Origin of the sequence: Mycolicibacterium arenosum (genome assembly GCF_024320865.1) — a bacterium.
Classification (GTDB): Bacteria; Actinomycetota; Actinomycetes; order Mycobacteriales; family Mycobacteriaceae; genus Mycobacterium; species Mycobacterium arenosum.
On record NZ_JANDBD010000012.1, the window covers coordinates 1 to 18,257 of the forward strand.

21 protein-coding genes are annotated in these 18,257 nt (G+C 67.8%); 2 read left to right on the forward strand and 19 right to left on the reverse strand.

Annotation, left to right across the window (positions count from 1 at the left end):
• The 6 genes from NM203_RS25385 to NM203_RS25410 all read right to left on the reverse strand — a co-directional run.
• Window positions 1–945: hypothetical protein (locus tag NM203_RS25385; RefSeq protein ID WP_308212852.1), on the reverse strand; the 945-nt coding region annotated here is incomplete at its 3' end.
• 32 nt (window positions 946–977) lie between these two features.
• Window positions 978–1,844 (reverse strand): polyphosphate kinase 2, encoded by an 867-nt coding sequence (gene ppk2, locus NM203_RS25390; RefSeq protein WP_255063378.1) that lies wholly within the window; start codon window positions 1,842–1,844, stop codon window positions 978–980.
• 75 nt (window positions 1,845–1,919) lie between these two features.
• Window positions 1,920–2,207, reverse strand: coding sequence for a cytochrome C oxidase subunit IV family protein (locus NM203_RS25395; RefSeq protein ID WP_255063379.1), 288 nt, complete (start codon window positions 2,205–2,207; stop codon window positions 1,920–1,922).
• Window positions 2,208–2,210: 3 nt separating this feature from the next.
• Window positions 2,211–2,729, reverse strand: a complete 519-nt coding sequence (locus tag NM203_RS25400; RefSeq protein WP_303625212.1) for a cytochrome c oxidase subunit 3 — start codon at window positions 2,727–2,729, stop codon at window positions 2,211–2,213.
• 74 nt (window positions 2,730–2,803) lie between these two features.
• Window positions 2,804–3,559 carry a hypothetical protein gene (locus tag NM203_RS25405; protein ID WP_255063381.1) on the reverse strand — a complete coding sequence of 252 codons (756 nt, stop codon included), beginning with the start codon at window positions 3,557–3,559 and terminating at the stop codon, window positions 2,804–2,806.
• Entirely contained in the window at window positions 3,556–4,311 is a 756-nt protein-coding gene (locus NM203_RS25410) for a hypothetical protein (RefSeq protein ID WP_255063382.1), read from the reverse strand. Before NM203_RS25410 ends, NM203_RS25405 begins: the two co-directional genes overlap by 4 nt.
• A 122-nt stretch (window positions 4,312–4,433) precedes the next feature.
• Between NM203_RS25410 and NM203_RS25415 the strand changes: the two genes are divergently transcribed.
• Window positions 4,434–5,063, forward strand: coding sequence for a TetR family transcriptional regulator (locus NM203_RS25415; protein ID WP_408633419.1), 630 nt, complete (start codon window positions 4,434–4,436; stop codon window positions 5,061–5,063).
• Between the two features lie 3 nt (window positions 5,064–5,066).
• Here the strand turns inward: NM203_RS25415 and NM203_RS25420 are convergent, their stop codons facing one another.
• Genes NM203_RS25420 through NM203_RS25440 form a run of 5 tightly spaced genes read right to left on the reverse strand, consistent with a single transcriptional unit; the run spans window position 5,067 to window position 9,110 of the window.
• The gene (locus tag NM203_RS25420) at window positions 5,067–6,584 is read right to left on the reverse strand and encodes an aldehyde dehydrogenase family protein (protein WP_255063384.1); all 1,518 of its coding nucleotides are present in this window, start codon (window positions 6,582–6,584) and stop codon (window positions 5,067–5,069) included.
• Window positions 6,585–6,593: 9 nt separating this feature from the next.
• Window positions 6,594–7,166, reverse strand: coding sequence for a phosphatase PAP2 family protein (locus tag NM203_RS25425; RefSeq protein ID WP_255063385.1), 573 nt, complete (start codon window positions 7,164–7,166; stop codon window positions 6,594–6,596).
• Window positions 7,167–7,697 (reverse strand): mycothiol transferase, encoded by a 531-nt coding sequence (locus NM203_RS25430; protein ID WP_255063386.1) that lies wholly within the window; start codon window positions 7,695–7,697, stop codon window positions 7,167–7,169.
• Window positions 7,698–7,725: 28 nt separating this feature from the next.
• Window positions 7,726–8,694 carry a hypothetical protein gene (locus NM203_RS25435; protein ID WP_255063387.1) on the reverse strand — a complete coding sequence of 323 codons (969 nt, stop codon included), beginning with the start codon at window positions 8,692–8,694 and terminating at the stop codon, window positions 7,726–7,728.
• Window positions 8,695–8,720: 26 nt separating this feature from the next.
• Entirely contained in the window at window positions 8,721–9,110 is a 390-nt protein-coding gene (locus tag NM203_RS25440; RefSeq protein WP_255063388.1) for a VOC family protein, read from the reverse strand.
• Window positions 9,111–9,173: 63 nt separating this feature from the next.
• Between NM203_RS25440 and NM203_RS25445 the strand changes: the two genes are divergently transcribed.
• Window positions 9,174–10,895, forward strand: coding sequence for an N-acyl-D-amino-acid deacylase family protein (locus NM203_RS25445; protein ID WP_255063389.1), 1,722 nt, complete (start codon window positions 9,174–9,176; stop codon window positions 10,893–10,895).
• A gap of 10 nt (window positions 10,896–10,905) precedes the next feature.
• Here the strand turns inward: NM203_RS25445 and fadA6 are convergent, their stop codons facing one another.
• From fadA6 to ipdE1, 8 genes are all read right to left on the reverse strand, one after another.
• Window positions 10,906–12,054, reverse strand: coding sequence for a steroid 3-ketoacyl-CoA thiolase FadA6 (gene fadA6 / locus NM203_RS25450; RefSeq protein WP_255063390.1), 1,149 nt, complete (start codon window positions 12,052–12,054; stop codon window positions 10,906–10,908).
• On the reverse strand, window positions 12,047–12,646 hold the full coding sequence (gene kstR2 / locus NM203_RS25455; RefSeq protein ID WP_255063391.1) for a TetR family transcriptional regulator KstR2: 600 nt from the start codon (window positions 12,644–12,646) through the stop codon (window positions 12,047–12,049). The genes fadA6 and kstR2 overlap by 8 nt, the downstream gene beginning before the upstream one ends.
• Before the next feature lie 41 nt (window positions 12,647–12,687).
• Window positions 12,688–14,247 (reverse strand): DUF4153 domain-containing protein, encoded by a 1,560-nt coding sequence (locus NM203_RS25460; protein WP_255063392.1) that lies wholly within the window; start codon window positions 14,245–14,247, stop codon window positions 12,688–12,690.
• Window positions 14,244–15,203, reverse strand: a complete 960-nt coding sequence (locus NM203_RS25465; protein WP_255063589.1) for a HAMP domain-containing sensor histidine kinase — start codon at window positions 15,201–15,203, stop codon at window positions 14,244–14,246. The genes NM203_RS25460 and NM203_RS25465 overlap by 4 nt, the downstream gene beginning before the upstream one ends.
• Before the next feature lie 68 nt (window positions 15,204–15,271).
• Complete coding sequence (locus NM203_RS25470; RefSeq protein ID WP_255063393.1) at window positions 15,272–15,934, reverse strand: response regulator transcription factor; 663 nt, start codon at window positions 15,932–15,934, stop codon at window positions 15,272–15,274.
• Window positions 15,935–16,025: 91 nt separating this feature from the next.
• Window positions 16,026–16,298 (reverse strand): hypothetical protein, encoded by a 273-nt coding sequence (locus NM203_RS25475; protein ID WP_255063394.1) that lies wholly within the window; start codon window positions 16,296–16,298, stop codon window positions 16,026–16,028.
• A 13-nt stretch (window positions 16,299–16,311) separates the two neighbouring features.
• The gene (ipdF, locus tag NM203_RS25480) at window positions 16,312–17,100 is read right to left on the reverse strand and encodes a (5R,7aS)-5-hydroxy-7a-methyl-1-oxo-2,3,5,6,7,7a-hexahydro-1H-indene-carboxyl-CoA reductase (protein ID WP_255063395.1); all 789 of its coding nucleotides are present in this window, start codon (window positions 17,098–17,100) and stop codon (window positions 16,312–16,314) included.
• Entirely contained in the window at window positions 17,097–18,245 is a 1,149-nt protein-coding gene (gene ipdE1 / locus NM203_RS25485) for an acyl-CoA dehydrogenase IpdE1 (RefSeq protein WP_255063396.1), read from the reverse strand. The genes ipdF and ipdE1 overlap by 4 nt, the downstream gene beginning before the upstream one ends.
• Window positions 18,246–18,257: the final 12 nt, after the last annotated feature.

Sequence of the window (18,257 nt, forward strand, 5' to 3'; positions counted from 1 at the left end):
GCAACTACCAGCGCGGCGACAAATCCACCCGGACCTACCGCACCCGCGAGCCTCAACCGGCATCATCGGTGTACGCGATGTCCTGAGACATATGTGTACGCGATGTCCCGAGACACCACACGTGCGCTCGCGCACTCCACCGAGGACTGCGCCGATCACACCGAACGCGACGAGCACCCCTCCCGCCGCCAGCGTCAGGCTGAGCCACAGATGCAGGCTGCCGATGGCGTGGCCGACCATCACGTCGGCGATCTGACGGATGTCGCCCGACGTCACGTCCAGCGCGGCCGCGATCCGCTTGCGCAGCACCTCGATCGCCGCCCAGCCGGTAGCTCCCACCAGCAACGCCGAAACACCCAGCGCCGCAAGCGCTTTACCGCGCCGCCTGGACGCGGCCAGGGTCAGCAAAGCGAACACGCCGGTGAGCACGCACGCACCCACGCTGACCCACGGCCCCCACTTCGTCAGCTGTCGCAGTTGGCCGGGCCGCACGTTCTCCGGCAGATCCGTCGAGATCGGCACCGTCAGCGACTCAGGCACGGAAACACCCACGTTCGCCAGCGGATCCCTGATCGAGCTGTCGTTGAGCAGCGGCCCGATGTCGACCACCCAGCCCTCGCCGTTCTGCTCGGCGCCCTCGGTGAACATCCACCGGTGCGCGATCTCGTTGAGGGCGGCGAACTGGCCGGGGAACGCGCTGCTGGCGGTGTACGCCCGCGCGGCGGTCCGCACCACGGTCTCGTTGACCGAGTACCGACTCGCCACCTGCGCGGTGATCTCACCGGCCATCGCCGCCTGCAGTTGCGGGTCCTCGGCAGCCGTCCTCGCCAGCGCGGCGTAGCCCGCACGGTCGACGACGGTGTGCTGCATCCAGGTCGCCGGTACCGCCACTGCGAGCGCCGCCGTCGCCAGCAGCCACATCAGCAGGGTCGCGAGGAACCGCACGCGCGTCCTTCCGGTGGGGGACGCAGGCTGGATCAGTCGGCCAACGCACGTCCCACGATGAGCGGGTCGGGCTTGCCGACCACGTCGAGGTCCTTGTTGTCGTAATCGAACTTACTCAGCACGTAACGCATGGCGTTGATGCGGGCGCGCTTCTTGTCGTTGCTCTTGACCACGGTCCACGGCGCCATCTCGGTGTCCGTCCAGGCGAACATGTCCTCCTTGGCCGCGGTGTAGGACTCCCACTTGTCCAGCGACGCGAGATCGGTTGGCGAGAGCTTCCACTGCCGCACCGGGTCGACCTGACGAATGGTGAACCGGGTGCGCTGTTCGGCCTGCGTCACCGAGAACCACAGCTTCGTGAGGCTGATGCCGTCGTTGACCAGCATCTGCTCGAACAACGGCGCCTGCCGGATGAATTCGGCGTGCTGCTTCGCCGAGCAGTAGCCCATCACCCGCTCGACGCCCGCACGGTTGTACCAGGACCGGTCGAACAGCACGATCTCGCCGGCGGCGGGCAGGTGGTTGACGTAACGCTGGAAGTACCACTGCGTCTGTTCCTTCTCGGTGGGCTTCTCCAGCGCCACCACGCGAGCACCACGCGGGTTGAGGTGCTCCATGAACCGCTTGATGGTGCCGCCCTTGCCCGCCGCGTCCCGGCCCTCGAAGACGATGACGTGCCGGTGGCCGTGGGACTGGCTCCACTTCTGCAGCTTGAGCAGTTCGATCTGCAGCAGTCGCTTCTGCTCCTCGTACTCGTCGCGCTTCATCCGCTCGTCGTACGGGTAGCCCTCGCGCCAGGTGTCGACGACCTCACCGCTGGGCTGGATCAGCAGTTCGGGATCGTCGTCATCGTCGTCGCGGACGGTGTAGCCGTTGAGGGTGGAGGCATCCAGGGTCACGGGTGGCAACGTATCCAGCACGGCGAACCGCAAGGTGACCGCGAGATGAACGGCAAGTGGCGTGGAACTGGGAGGTCAGGTCGCGGCGAAGTAGATGCCGAGCAGCAGCGCGAAGAGCACGACCAGCCAACTCATCGTGGTCACCCGCAGCCACGTCGGCGAGTGCCGCACCTCCATGAAGTGCCAGATCACCAACTGGGTCTTCACCGCGGCGATCAGCAGCACCACCACGGTGACCGTCGCGTTGACGACGTGCGTCGCGCCGCCGTCGCGTGCGGTCAACCACGACGCGACGGTGACCACCGTCAGCAGGGCCCAGACGAGGGTCAGATGGGTACGACGGTACGAAGGGGGGGATGTCACCGGTCACCTCATCACGTAGAGAAGCGCGAACAGGACGAGCCACAGCACGTCGACCATGTGCCAGTAGGTGGCGGCGGTCTCCACGAAGGAGATTCGCGGCGAGGCCGATCTCAGGTTGCGGATGACGAACGACATGATCACCAGGCCCAGCAGCACGTGACACAGGTGCAGGCCCGTCATCACGAAGTAGTACATGAAGAAGAGGTTCGTACCGGGCGTCAGGCCCGCGGTGATCTCCGGGACGTACTCGAACAGCTTCAGCACCGGGAACGCGGCGCCGATCGCGAGAGCGATACCGAAGAGGCGCAGTCCGTCCACCGTCTTCCCGGCGCGGACAGCGCCCGTCCCGAGCGCGACGAACAGCGAACTCGTCAGCAGCACGATCGTGTTGAGCGCGCCGATGTCCAGGTTCAGCCGAGCCTGGCTCTCCAGGAACATCGGAGAATCCTGCGTTCGGTAGTACATGTAGCCGACGAAGTAGACGCCGAAGATGAGCAGGTCGCCGATGACGAAGAACCACATGCCGGCGTCACCGGGAACATGCCTGCGCGCCTTCGTGTTTCGCACTCGATCGTCGACGCCCTCGGCGAGGTCGGTCACGCCTTCGCTCCGACAAGGGGGGCGTCGTCGTGAAGCCGGGCGTTGTCGAGTTCATCGTCGGGCTGATTCTTGATCGCCCGGTAAATGCAGACGTAGACGATGATCTGCCACGACACGTACAGCACCATCGCGAACCAGAACGTCATCACGCCGTTCCACGCGAACGGGCCCGACTTGGAGATCCACACCGGTGCCGCCATCAGCTCGGTGACGTACTGCCAGACCGTGTAGTAGCCAAGCCATTTCGGCAGGATGTTGTTCTGGTCCAGAATGATCGCCAGGCCGAAGGCCATCCACATCACGCAGAAGCAGCCAAGCGAGCCGATGTAGGCCAGGTATCCGAAGTCGTAGAGCAGCTGCAGGATCGACGGGTCGTATCCGGCACGGAACGAGCCGAGGCCGAAGCAGAACATCGGGAACAACATGCCCACGATGGCGCCCGTCATCGAGCCGATCATGATCGAGTAGCGGAACACCGGACTCACCGACATCCGTTTGACCTGAATCAGATAGACGGAGTTCGACAACGGCGCCAACCCGAAGGAGAGCGTCAGAATCGCGCACGCGATGAGCAGGTTGTGCGACTGCATGAACTCGACCACCTGCGGCGTGGAACTGTTCGCGGGCCGCGGCGGCATCATCCAGCTGAGCGGTACGAAGACGATGCCGAAGAGGTTGAAGAACACCGGAACGGTCCAGAACGCGATCCACTGGTCGCGCTTGCGGTTTCGCCGCCGTACCGGGGCGGTCATACCAGGGTGTCCTGCTCGTCGCCCTGCCGGTTGACGATCCGCAGGAGCACCAGGAACATCACGACGACGTAGGTCGCCAGCACCGCGATGCGCAGCGTGAACGACACGCCACCGTCCCAGGCGAGCGGGCCCGACTTGACCAGGATCGAGAACGCGCTCGGGGCCAGCAGCAGGGCGGCGGCGACGTTGAAGTGCGCCACCCAGCGGGGGAAGATCGGGTCCGGTCGTTCGTCGAGGTAGATGCTCACCGCGAGGCAGAGGTTCTGCACGATGATGGCGCCGACCGGCGCGATGAACAGGAACCACGCCATGTCGTTGAGCAGACTGATCAGCTGCGGGTCGCGGTCGGGCCTGAAAGCGGCTACGCCCCAGCAGTAGTCGGCGAGAATGAACGCCGTCGTGCCCACCCCGACGCAGATGACGTACGCGTAGGTGAAGACGCTGCTCGAGGTGCCGATACGCGACATCTGCACGGCGGTCACGGCGAAGAGCGGGACCAGCGACCCGGCGATGAGGTTGCAGAGGATGACGACACCGAGGATGCCGGTGTTGTAGTCGCGGAAGAACGCGGCGACCTCCTCCGGCGTCAACGTCGGCGACAGCGGTGGGGACATGACCGGGAAGAGCACGTACGCGAGCGCCAGCAGCGCCATCGCCGGCGGTGCCGTCCACAGCATGATGCGCTGGCCCCTGGTGTTCACGGGACGTCGGGCCGCCCGCCCGCCACGGCTGTCGGTATGCGTCGCCACCATGCGACAGGTCTAGCATGCTCACTGACAGATGACAACGAAATCTGGACCGCGAACACTCGAATGTTGGCTTTACCGCGGCAGCAGCTGCCGATTCGGATGACAGATGTCAGCGAATGGCTTTCCTGATGCACAATGGTCCGGTGCGAGACGGTTCCATCGGGCGCGAGGCGCAGCGACGTCGAACACGTGCCCGCGTCCTGGACGCCGCCATCGTGGAGTTCCAGCGGTCCGGTGCCGCCTCGGCGGACATCAACGCGATCGTCGAGTCGGCGGGAGTCTCGCGAAGCACGTTCTACTTCCACTTCCCGACCAAGGATCACGTGCTGCTCGAGTTGATCCGCCGCGACGAGAGTCGGCTCGGCGAGGAGCTCAACACCTTCCTCGATGCGCCCCACGATCTGCGGGCCGTGCTCCAGAAGATCATCGAATTGGTGCTAGCGCTCGAAAACCAATGGGGTGCAGGCTTGTTCCGCGATGTCATCGCGCTCTACTTCTCACCGACAAGGCTTGGCGAGGAACAGTGGTCGCAGCACCCGACGTACGTCCTGCTCGCCGGCGAGATCGAGCGCGCACGGCATCGCGGCGAACTCTACGACGACGTCGACTCACTCCAGAGCGCCGCGTTCTTCCTCGTCGGCCTGCACGCCCTGCTTATGACGAACAGGGAACTGAGCGCCGAACGCGAAGACGTGCTCGAGAAGTTCGTTACGAGCACGCTGCGCAGTGTCCAGCGGCGGTCGTCGCCGGACTGAGCCCTACTTCGCCGTGCGCTTCGGGCGCGCCAGCGCCAGCTTCGTCATCATGGTGTTCATGCGCTTGAGCGCCTTGAGCGAGTTGTTGTAGTAGTTGCCGCCCGCGCCGACGGCGGTACGCGGCACCACGACGGTCTCCTGCTTGCAGAACTTGCGGATACCGTCTGCGCCGCCGAACCGCGCGCCGATGCCCGAGGTCTTCCAGCCGCCCATCGGCGCGGTGGTGCACATCAGGTTGGAGATCACGTCGTTGACGTTGACGGCACCGCAATCGAGTTGCAGCGCAACATCCTTCGCGCGCTCGATATCGCGGGAGAACACCGCGGCACTCAGGCCGTACGGGCTGTCGTTGGCCAGCCGCACCGCTTCGGCGACCGACGACACCTTCATGATCGGCAGCGTGGGCCCGAAGGTCTCCTCCATCATGCAGTCCATCGAGTGGTCGACGTCCACGAGCACGGTCGGCTCGTAGAACGATCCCGGACCCGACGGGCGCTTGCCGCCGGTCCGCGCCCGGCCACCCTTCGCCAGGGCGTCGGCGACGTGGCGCTCGACGACCGCGACCTGGCTGTCGTCGATGAGCGACCCGAAATCGAAGCCGTCGCCGGCGCCCATCTTGAGGTTCTGCACGTCCTTCACCACGGCGTCGACGAACGCGTCGTACACCTGCTCCATGACGTACACGCGCTCGACCGACACGCAGGTCTGGCCCGCGTTGAAGAACGCACCCCATACCGCGGCGTGCGCGGCCAGTTCGATGTCGGCGTCCTCGAGCACGATCATCGGATCCTTGCCGCCGAGTTCGAGGCTGATCGGGGTGAGCGTGCGGGCGGCCCGCTCGGCCACCTTCGCCCCCGTCGCGGACGACCCGGTGAACTGGACGAAATCCGCGTTGTCGACGACGGCCTCGACGGCCTCGCGGGCGCCCTGCACGATCGCCATCACCTCGGGGGCACCCGAGTCGATCCACCCGCGCAGCAGCAGCTCGGCGGTCAGCGGCGTGCGCTCCGACGGCTTGAGCAGAACCGCGGATCCCGCTGCCAGCGCGGCGATGCCGTCCATCAGCAGGTTGGCCACGGGGTAGTTCCACGGCGCGATGATCGCGACGACGGGACGCGGCCGGTAGTGCACCTGGATCTTCTTGATCGACAGGAACGGCAGCGGCGCGGGCCGGGTCTCGGGCGCCAGCGCCTTCTCCATCGTCTTGATGTAGTACGACGCGATCATGATGAGCAGCGGCACCTCCTGCGCCGCGTCGGTCGCCGACTTGCCGGTCTCCTTGATCAGAAGCTGCTCGATCTCGTCGCGGTGCTCACCCATCCAGACGGCGAAGCGCGCGAGCACCTTCGCCCGGCCTGCGGCACCGCGCGCCTCCCACTCGCGCTGCGCCTGGCGCAGGCCAGCGGCGATGCGGGGAACGTCGGCCGGGTCGGTCCAGCGCACGGTTCCCGCCACGGCTCCCGTGGCGGGGTTGTGGATGGTGGCGGTGGCGGACGCGTCCACGTCAGGCGTAGCTGTCATGGGGCCATGTTAACCGCCGCTGTGATCTAAGTCGCAGCTGGGTTGACACCTGTCAAGTCCGGCGGCCCACGCGGCGAGGCAGACCACTGCGCTGCCGAGGAACAGCGCACCGACGGCATCGGTGAAGTAGTGGTAGGTGAACCCCTGCCCCAGCACGCCGATGACCGCGATGACCGACGCCGCGACGACCGACCACAGCGTCACGCCGAACACCAGCAGCGCCATCCCCAGCACCACCACCAGCAGCGTGGTGTGGCCGCTCGGATAGGCGAGCGCGTCGTCCCGGTAGCGGTCGAACACCCGCTTCGCCAGCCGCGAGGCGATCACCCCGACCAGCGGCGCCAGCACGACGACGGCGCTCAGTCGCCAGCGCCGCCGAAACACGGCCACCGCCACCACGATCAGCCACGCCGTGAACTGCACGCGCGCGTCGGTGACGAACAGCAGTCGGCCGAGGACCGGGTGGTCGTAGTAGGTGTGGTGGAACCAGTCGTCGAGCGGCGTCGTGCCGCTGCCGACGGCGACCCCCAGCGCGACGAGAGCGGCCAGCCCGACGGGCGGCCACCAGTACACCGCGCGCACTCAGCCCGCCGGTGCGATGCCGCGGAGGTACGCGGCCTGGCCGAGGTGCTGAGCGCAGTCGTCGATGATGCTGACGAGGCGGGCGCTCGCCGTCACGGGCGGTGTCCACCGCTCGTCGACGACGACCTCGAGATCCTCCGACGTCACCCCCGCGACGTACTCGAGGGTGACGTGGTGGACGGCCCGGTAGTAGCCGGCAAGCAGGGTCGCGGGCGCGCGCACCTTGCCGACGTCCTCGGGGGTGTGACCGTAGCCGTGCGCGTCGCGTGGCAGATCGAGGGCGAACCTGTCGACCCAGCCGTCGCGCAACCACACCTGTTCGATGCCTGCGATGTCGCACAGCTGCGCGTCCTGCACCCGCGCGCTGTGCCAGAGCAGCCAGGCGATGGTGTTGGCCTCGGGTGTCGGCCGGTAGAACGACACCTCGTCGGTCAAACCGTCGGTGAGGTCGTCGGCGTGCTCGATGAGTCGGGTGAACGCGTCGCGCAGCAGTTCGCGTGCGGCGGTGGCGTCTTCCGGAACGTGGGCCATACTCGCAAGCTACCCGCGGCCGGCGCGGTCAGTCGTCGACCATCGTGTACGTCACGTCGTCCGTGACGCTGCCGGCGCATCCGGCGCTGAACGTCGCGGTGCGCTCTCCGGACAGCGTGCGCAGGGGTGCGGACTCCCCCGTCGACTGCAACGTCTCGGTCACCGCGGCGACGCCGTCTCCACCCGTACCGCACGGCTGCTTCACCGCGGTGGCACGACGGCTGAACGCGTCCCCGTCGAATTCGAACACCGAGAACTCCGCAGCGTCGTCGTCGACCGACGTGCTGATGCACCGCGACTCGGCGCGCAGGCAGGTCGTCGTCACCTCCCTGGTGCTCAGCTGCACGACGCCACCGTCACGCGGCGTCCGCGTCAGGGTGTAATCGCCCGCGAAACCCGCCCCGCCGGGAACGATCCTGGCGGGCTGGTCCGCCGGATCGGGAACAGGCGCCCCCAGCAGCGAGTCGTCGGCCCTCGTGATGGTCGGATGGTGGACCTCGATGAACGGGCAGTCGCCGGTGCCCACCAGCGTCGCCGTCATCGTCAGGTCGTCGGTGATGTCGAAGACGGTCCACACCGGCGACGAGTACGTCTTTCCGTCCGCGCCCGCGCAGGTCGGGCCCTTCGCACTGCGCCACACGATCGACCAGCGCCCGTCGACGTAGTCGCCGATGCGCACGGCGGCCAGCCGCACCGTCGAGGCGCTGTTATCGGCGACGCCACCGCCGGTCGCGACACAGCCGTCGTCGTCACAGCTGGTGCGGAACACCCACGCGTTCCGTTCCCCCGGCCTCAGGCCGATGTCGACGGGAACGCCGATGTGCGAGACGGCACCCGTCCACTCGATCGCGTACAGGCCGGCGAGCGGAACGGGCTGCCCGGCGGCGGGACGCTCCGGCGGTCCGGACGCGGTCGGCCGCGACCCGTCGCCCAATGCTCCACACGCCGCGAGGATCAGCGCTCCGCCCACGACTGCCAACAGCTTGCCGATGCTCATAGAACGTTGATTCTAGAACATCGGTTCTAGGACTTCGGGCCGCCCCCGTGGAACACCGCCTCGACGTTGTTGCCGTCCGGATCGCGGACGAACGCGCCGTAGTAGTTCGGGTGGTACTCGGGCCAGAGCCGCGGCTCGTGCAGGGGTTCGGCACCCAGCGCGAGCGCGGTGTGGAAGAACGCCTGCACCGCCTCCGGATCCTTGGCCGCGAACGCGATGTGGGTCTCGCGGTTCGGCCCACTCGCGTCACCGGCCGAGGCGTCCGCGATCCAGAACGACGCGTGGCCGTCGGCGCCGTAGCCGACCGCCACGCCGAAGTCCATCTGGCGCGACGACCCGAGCACGCCCAGCACTTTGTCGTAGAACTCCTTGGATCTGTCCCAATCGCTGCAGTTGATTCCGAAGTGGTCGATCACGGGGCCATCCAAGCACGGCACTCGGACATGGTTCTTTGAGTTGGCGAGTCGTACATTCAGGAGATGGCTTACGACTTGATAATCCGCAACGGCACGATCGTCGACGGGTTGGGCGGTGAGCCGTACGTGGGCGACGTCGCCATCGCCGACGGCGTCATCGCGGCGATGGGATCGGTCGAGGGCTCGGGCGTTCGCGAGATCGACGCGACCGGCCTGTTCGTCACACCCGGCTTCGTCGACCTGCACACCCACTACGACGGTCAGGCCATCTGGTCGGATCGCATGACACCGTCGTCGGCCCACGGCGTGACCACGGCCGTGATGGGCAACTGCGGCGTCGGATTCGCACCCTGCCGCCCCGAGGACCACGACACCCTGGTCGACGTCATGGCGGGCGTCGAGGACATCCCCGGCGTGGTGATGGTCGACGGGCTGCCGTGGACCTGGGAGACGTTCCCGGAGTTCCTCGACGCCTTAGCGACGCGACAACGGGACATTGATGTCGCCGCGTTCCTGCCGCACTCGCCGCTGCGGGTGTACGTGATGGGCCAGCGCGGGGTCGACCGCGAGTTACCCACCGCCGAGGACCTCGCGATGATGCGCAAGCTCGCCGAGGAGGCCATCCGCGCCGGCGCGCTGGGCTTCGCGTCGTCCCGGTTGACGTTGCACAAAACCTCCAGCGGACAACCGATTCCGAGCTACGAGGCGGAGTACGCCGAGATCGAGGCGATCGCACGCGGCGTCGACGACGCCGGTGGCGGTCTGCTGCAGTTCGTGCCCGACCTGATGGCCTGCGACTACGAGGGCGCGCTGAGCGCCGTGTTCGACGTCGCCGCCGAAGTCGGTCTGCCCGTGACTTTCACACTGGCGATCGGCAACGCCGGCCCGCCGATTCACCTCGACGCGCTGCGCATGGTGGAGAAGGCCAACGCGAACGGTGGCGACGTGACGGGGCAGATCTTCCCTCGGCCGATCGGACTGGTGCTCGGGTTGGATCTGTCGGGCAACCCGTTCGTCATGTACCCGTCGTACCGGGAGATCGCCCAACTGCCCCTGACCGAACGCGTCGCCGAGATGCGCAAACCCGACGTCCGCGAGCGCATTCTGACCGACAAGCCGGCCAGTGACGGGCACCCGCTGATGTTCGCCGCGCAGGCGTGGGACTACATGTTCCCGCTGGGCGACCCGCCGAATTACGAGCCAGCGGAGGAGGATTCGATCGGTGCGCGAGCGCGCGCCCGCGGCGTCAGCCCGCTCGAGGAGGCCTACGACCGCCTGCTCGACGACGACGGCCACGCCATGCTGCTGGTCACGCTCGCCAACTTCCGCGACAACTCGCTGGACACCGTGGCGGAGCTGATTCAGCGCGACGACGTAGTGCTCGGCCTCGGCGACGGCGGCGCCCACTACGGAATGATCTGCGACGCAAGCTTTCCCACGTACATGCTGACGCACTGGGTCCGCGACCGGGAATCCGGGCGACTGTCGATGCAGCGGGTGATCCAGGAGCTGACGTCGGTGCCTGCGCGCATCGCCGGGCTGGCCGACCGCGGACAGCTCACCGTCGGGCACAAGGCCGACGTCAACGTGATCGACGCGGACGCCATGCGACTGTACCGGCCGACGGTGAAGGCCGACCTGCCCGCCGGTGGCCGCCGGCTCGACCAGGCCGCCGACGGCTACGTGGCGACCATCGTGTCCGGTGAGGTGATCGCCGAGAACGGCGAACCCACCGACGCCCGGCCCGGCAAGCTCATCCGCGGCCGCCAGCCGTCCCCGGTATAGGCGTCGAGAACTAGAGGCGCTCGATGATGGTGACGTTGGCGGTGCCGCCGCCCTCGCACATCGTCTGCAGGCCGTAGCGGCCGCCGGTGCGCTCCAACGTGTTCAGCATCGTCGCGAACAGCTTCGCGCCGGTGGCCCCCAGCGGATGGCCGAGCGCGATGGCGCCGCCGCTCGGGTTGACCTTCGCCGGGTCGGCGCCGGTCTCCTTGAGCCAGGCCATGACGACGGGCGCGAACGCCTCGTTGATCTCGACGGTGTCGATGTCCTCGATTGTCAGCCCGGCCTTCTGCAAGGCGTAGTGCGTGGCGGGAATCGGCCCGGTGAGCATGTACACCGGGTCGGCGCCGCGGGCGCTGATGTGATGGATCCGGGCGCGCGGCTTCAGCCCGTGGTCCTTGACCGCCCCCTCCGATGCGAGCAGCACCGCACTCGCGCCGTCGGAGATCTGGCTGGCCATGGCCGCCGTCAGCCTGCCGCCCTCGACGAGCGTCTTGAGGCCGGCCATCTTCTCCAGCGAGGTGTCACGCGGCCCCTCGTCGGTGACGAAGCCGTCCACCGCGATGATCTCGTTCTCGAAGTAACCGGCCCGGATGGCCTCCTGAGCGCGCTGGTGGCTGGTGAGCGAGTACTGCTCCATCTCCTCACGGGAGAGGTTCCACTTCTCGGCGATGAGTTCGGACCCGCGGAACTGTGAGATCTCCTGATCGCCGTAGCGGTGCAGCCAGGACTTGGACTCGTTGGTGGGCGAGGTGAACCCGAACTGCTCGCCGACGATCATCGCCGAGCTGATCGGGATCTGACTCATGTTCTGCATGCCGCCCGCGACGATCAGATCCGCGGTGCCCGACATGATCGCCTGTGCACCAAAGGAAATGGCCTGCTGGCTGGATCCGCACTGGCGGTCGACGGTGACACCGGGCACCTCCTCGGGGAAGCCCGCCGCGAGCCACGACAGCCGGGCGATGTTGCCCGCCTGACCGCCGACCGCATCGACACAGCCGGCGACGACGTCGTCGACGGCGCCGGGGTCGACGTCGTTGCGGTCGAACAGCCCGCGCCAGCCGGCGGCGCCGAGGTCGACGGGGTGCACACCGGAGAGCCCGCCGTTGCGCTTGCCGACTGCGGTGCGTACGGCATCGATGACGTAGGCCTCACCCATTGTTTTCTCCTTCGGTTATGCCACCGAGCACGATGGCGAGGTACTGCGCGCCGACCTGTTCGGCGGTGAGCGGGCCGCCGGGTTGGTACCAGCGAACCGAGACCCAGGTGGTGTCGCGGATGAAGCGGTAGACGAGGTCGACGTCGAGATCGGGCCGGAACATGCCATCCGCGACGCCCTGCTTGAGCACGTCGATCCACATGCTGCGCTGCTCGCGGTTGCGCTCGTTGAGGAAGCCGAACTGCGGCAGCGGGTTGAGCCGCTTGGCCTCGTCCTGGTAGATGACGACCTGCGCGTGCCGGTGCTCGATGGCCTCGAACGACACCATGAAAAGTCCCTTGACCCGTTCGAGCGGATCGGCGGTACTCGAGACGATCTCCTCGTAGCGGGTGAAGAGCCAGTCGAGGAAGTCGCGCAGAACCTCCTCGACCATCTGCTCCTTGGACTTGAAGTGGTGATAGAGGCTGCCCGACAGGATGCCCGCCGAATCGGCGATGTCCCGGACCGTGGTGGCCCGCAACCCGCGCTCGGCGAACATCGTCGCGGCGAGCGCGAGCAGCTCATCGCGGCGGGTCTGCGACGCCTTATCCACCGGACCACCATAGCAACCAAGCGCTTGCTAGGTAAGACCCGCTACCGCGACGACTCCCAGTACTCGCTGCACGCGTCGTCCGGCGTTCCGTCGTGATTCGCCCGCGCTCGAGCCAGATTGAACGCGTACCAGGGGACGGGCCGATCGTCACGATAGAACGCGCAGACGCGCATCGCCTCCGGGAGGCGCTGCAACGCCGGCTGGATGTCGGGCGACAGCCGCAGCAGGTACTCGGTGTCCAGCAGCCCCGACTGCTCGTAGCGGTCGATGTTGCGCTCGGCGATGAAGCGTTCGGGGTTCATCGCCGCCAACCCGAGGAGGGCGACGACGCCGGCCAGCAGCACCGCCCGCGGCAGCCACCGCCCGGCCATCCGGATTCCGGTGATCGCGATCAGCAGGAACACCGCTCCGAGCCACAGTTCGATCGTGATGACGACCAGCCGCTGCACGCTGAAGCCGTACGCCTGCTGGTACACCCACATCCGGTGGATCGCGGAGATCACCACGACGATCGAGGTGGCGCACAGGGTTCCGACGAGTACTCGCAGAAGCACCCGGTCACGGGGTTCGACGCGCGCGGCGACCCTGATGACGACGGCGAGCACCACCAGCGTCAGCGCCGCGACCCAGAGCAGCTGCCAGAAGCCCTGGCGCGCGTACTCGGCGTAGGTCAGGCCGTCGGTTCCCAGGACGTGCTCGTGGCCGCCGAACAGCACGGTCGCCTGTACCGCGACGAAGCCCAGGAACAGGACGTTCAGCACGCCGAGCGGAAACGCCCACTCCCAGTTGGGGACCGGCCGCATGGGCGGTGGCGCGGCGGCGTCCAACCTCGGCGCGAACCGAACGAGGTAGGCGCCGATCAGCACGAACGCCACGACGACGCCGAACACGACGACGCGTGCGAACAGCTGCCCGAAGCTCCACTCGGGGGTCAGCCCGTCGAGCACGCGGGAGAAGGCCGGGTCCGCGGAGGCGAACAGCCCGCCGAAGACCAGCGCGAGCACCACGGTGACGGCCACCACGACACCGGCCCGTAGCACCCGACCCCGGCCGAGGTCGCCGATCCCGGAACCGGGTACCGCGCGCTGCACCCACCCGGCGACGCGGGCGGGTGCGAGCCACGCGATGAAGGGGCCGACGAACACCGCAGTCCACGTCCGGCCGCCGACCAACGTGCCCCAGCCGACCAGCCATGCCGCCAGCACGCACAGCACGCCGAGCCACGTCGCCGCGAGGATCGCCGGTACGGCGAGCAACGCGAGAGTGATTGCCATACCGAGCCATTCGTCCCGGCTGGGCCGCCGCTGCGCGGTCCCGAACACCACGCCGAACACCAGCACCCCGACGACGAGGTAGCCGATGCTGAGCGTGCCGATCCGCCACACCGCGGTCCCGATGAGGCCCGCGACGACGGCGAGCACCACCGCCCGCTGCGGCGCCGCCTCCGTCGGATCCAGTGGCCACACCTTCCGCGGCCAGATGCTCCACCCCGGTTCACCGTGGCGTGGCGGCAGCGGGCCCTGCACCGGTGGCATCTGCGGTGGCGGTAGGACGGGTGACGAGACGGGCGTGGCGTACCACCCCTGGCCCGGCATGGTCATGTCAGCTCCTCGGTTGGGCGGGGGTGGGGAACGGTGACCGCGAATCGGCACCCGGTTGGCGAATCGACGACGTCGATGACCCCGTCGTGGAGTTCGACGGCCCAGCGGGCGATCGCCAGGCCGAGCCCGGTACCACCCGCCGACGTCGCCCCTCTGGTGAAACGCTGGAACACGGTCTCGCGTTCGGCCGGTGGGATGCCGGGCCCCTCATCGCACACCTCGAGTCGCAGACCCTCCGCGTCGGCGGCGCACCCCAGTACGGTCACCCGGCCACCTGCCGGACTGTGCCGAATCGCGTTGTCGACCAGATTGACCACCACCTGTCGCAGCCGCGCGGGGTCGGCCACGGCCGTCAGATCCGGCGGCGTCACCCGGACGTCGACTTCGACGTCGTGGGGCGCCGGTGACACGTGCCGGAGGGCGTCGGTCAGGAAGTCCTCCACGTGGAACGAACTGCGCTGCAATGGAATCGCCCCACCCTCGACGCGGGACAGATCGAGCAGGTTCGCCACCAGCTCGCCGAGCCGTTCGGTCTGGGCCAGCGCCACCCGCAGCGTCTCGGGGTCGGGCTGCGCGATGCCGTCGACGACGTTCTCCAGAACCGCGTGCAGCGCCGCGATCGGGGTCCGCAGTTCGTGGCTGACGTTCGCGATCAGCCCGCGGCGGTACTCGTCGGCCGCGCCGAGATCGGCCGCCATCTGGTTGAACGCGGTCGCGAGTTGGCCCACCTCGTCTCGAGAGGTCGCGCGGACCCGAACGCTGTAGTCCCCGCGAGCCATCGCGCGGGCGGCCGCGGTCATCTGGCGCAGCGGCGATGTCATGCCGTGCGTCAGGAACAGCGTGAACACCAGCGACGCCACCAGCGCGACGGCCAGCGTGTGGCGGATCTGCCAGCCCGTGCCCACCCAGAAGAGGAACGCGATGAGGATGATGACGCCGACGACGAGCAACCCCATCTTCGCCTTGAACGAGGCCAGCGGATCCAGCGGCCGGGGCAACCGGTCCCAGAGCGCGGCGAATCCGCTCACCTGGCCTCCAGTGCGTAGCCGACCCCGTGCACGGTGCGGATGAGCTCCGAGCCGAGCTTGCGGCGCAGCGCCTTCACATGGGTGTCGACGGTGCGGCTCTCCACGCCGGAAGCCCAGCCCCACAGGTGTTCGAGCAGGGCGTCGCGCGACACCGCCGCGCCCGGTCGGCTGGCGAGGAAGACGAGCAGGTCGAATTCCGTTCGGGTCAGATGGATCTCGACGTCGTCTCGATGAACGCGGCGGCCTTCCAGGTCGATTCGATACCCGCCGACGTCCAGCGCCTGACTCTGGCCGACCCGGTCGAGGCGGCGCAGCAGCACCCTGACCCGCGCCACCAGCTCACGCATGCTGAACGGTTTCGTGAGGTAGTCGTCGGCACCGATGCCGAGCCCGATCAGCATGTCCGTCTCCTCGCTCCGTGCGGTCAGCATCAGCACCGGAACCGGTTGGGCCGCCTGGATTCGCCTGCACACCTCGAGGCCGTCGAAACCCGGCAGCATCACGTCGAGCACGACGAGGTCCGGCGGGCTGGTGGTTGCGGCGGCCACGGCGGACGGACCGTCGACTGCGGTCTCGACGAGGAACTCCTCGGCGCGCAGCCGGGTCGCGACGGCCGCCAGGATCGTCGGCTCGTCGTCGACGACCAGGATGCGCTTCACGACTTCGACTGTAGGTGCCGGATGTGGGGCTACTGAGCGGTGATTGTGAAGATTCCGTGGAGATCGCCGGAAGGTCTGCGAACGACGGTCGTCAGACGAGGTCGCCGATCGTGACGTCGCCCCTGTCCGGAGGTGCACACGCGGCCAGGGTCGTCACCCTGGTGTCGACGACCTCGGTCGTCGACGAGTTCCTGCCGTTGCGCTCCTTGAGCATCCGCGCGACGGTCGCATCCATGTTCTCGGTGCGCATCGCCAGGAAGTCCCGGCACGTGGTGTCACCACCGGAGTTACTGGCACCGGAGCACCCGGTCAGCAGGGCCAGCACGCCGACCACGCTGCCGACGGCGACCGCCACGTGCTTCACGCACCCAGCGTACTCACGCCCGCTGGCTCGACACCGAGACGACCTCGCCGGTCAGGTAACTGGAGTAGTCGCTCGCCAGGAACGCGATGGTGGTGGCGATCTCCCACGGTTCGGCGGCACGGCCGAACGCCTCGTCGGACGCGAGCTGGTCGAGCAGCTCGGTCGAACTGGTCTTCTCAAGGAACTTGTGCCGCGCGATGCTCGGCGACACCGCGTTGATGCGCACCCCGAACTCGACGGCTTCGATGGCGCTGCACCGCGTCAGCGCCATCACGCCGGCCTTGGCTGCGGCGTAGTGCGACTGCGAATGCTGTGCGCGCCAACCCAATACGCTGGCGTTGTTGACGATGACACCGTCGTGCTCGACGTCGCGGAAGTACCGCAGCGCGGCGCGGGTGGCCCGCATCACGGAGGTGAGCGTGACGTTGAGGACGCGGTCCCATTCGTCGTCGGTCATGTCGACGACGGGTGTCTGCCCGCCCAGGCCGGCGTTGTTGACCAGCACGTCCAGCCGGCCCGCCTTCTCGACGGCCGATGTGATCAACGCGTCGACGGCCTCGGTGGAGGTGACGTCGCACACCACGGCGTCGACGCGGCCGAGGCCGAGTGCGGCGAGTTCGTCACGGGTCTCGTTGAGCCGCCGTTCGTGGTAGTCGGAGACCACGACGTCGGCGCCTTCGAGCAGGGCACGGCGCGCGGTCGTGGAGCCGATGCCGGTGCCCGCTGCGGCGGTGACGAGCACGACCTTCCCCTGCAGCAGGCCGTGGCCCGCGATCTCCTCGGGCGCTTGCGCGAGACTCATCCCTTGACCTCTCGGGGCAGGCCGAGCACCCGCTCGGCGATGATGTTGCGCTGAATCTCGTTGGACCCGCCGTAGATCGTGTCCGAGCGTGAGAACAGGTACAGCCGCTGCCATTCGTCGAACTCGCCGTCGGGGAGCAACAGCCCGGCCTTGCCCTGGACGTCCATCGCGATCTCACCGAGTTCGCGATGCCAGTTGGCCCACAACAGCTTCGACACGTTGTCTTGACCGGGTTGCTCCACGTCCATCGTCGCGAGCGCGTACGAGCGCATGGTCTGCAGGCCCACCCACGACTGAGTCAGCGCCTGGCGGATCAGCGGATCGTCGATGGCACCGGTCTTCTTCGCCAGGTCGACGACCCCGAGAAGCTCTCGCCTGTAACGGATCTGCTGGCCGAGTGTCGATACGCCGCGTTCGAACGTCAGCAGGCTCATCGCCACGCGCCAGCCGTCACCGGGCTCGCCGACGACGAGTGATGCGTCGGTGCGGGCGTCGTCGAAGAAGACCTCGTTGAACTCGGAGTCGCCGGTCAGCTGAACGATCGGCCGAACCTCGACGCCGGGCTGGTCCAGCGGCACCAGCAGGAAGGACAGGCCGGCGTGCCGCTTGGAACCCTTCTCGGAGCGCGCGACCACGAAGCACCACTGAGCCCAGTGCGCGAGCGACGTCCACACCTTCTGGCCGTTGACGACCCACTGGTCGCCGTCGAGTTCGGCGGTGGTCGAGACGTTGGCGAGGTCGCTGCCCGCGCCCGGTTCGGAGTAGCCCTGGCTCCACAGTTCGGTGACGTCGAGGATCTTGGGCAGGAAGCGCTGCTGGTGTTCCGGTGTGCCGAAGGCGATCAGCGTCGGTCCCAGCAGTTCCTCCCCGAAGTGGTTGACCTTGTCGGGGGCGTCGGCTTTCGCGTACTCCTCGTAGAACGCGACCCGGTGAGCCACCGACAGGCCGCGGCCGCCGTGCTCCTCCGGCCAGCCGAGGCAGGTCAGCCCCGCAGCGGCAAGATGCCGATTCCACGCGAGCCGTTCCTCGAACGCCTCGTGCTCGCGACCAGGGCCGCCGAGGCCCTTCAGTGCCGCGTATTCACCGACGAGATTGTCGGCCAGCCAACCCCGGACCTCGGACCGGAACTCCTCGACCTCTATCACTCTTGTAGGCTA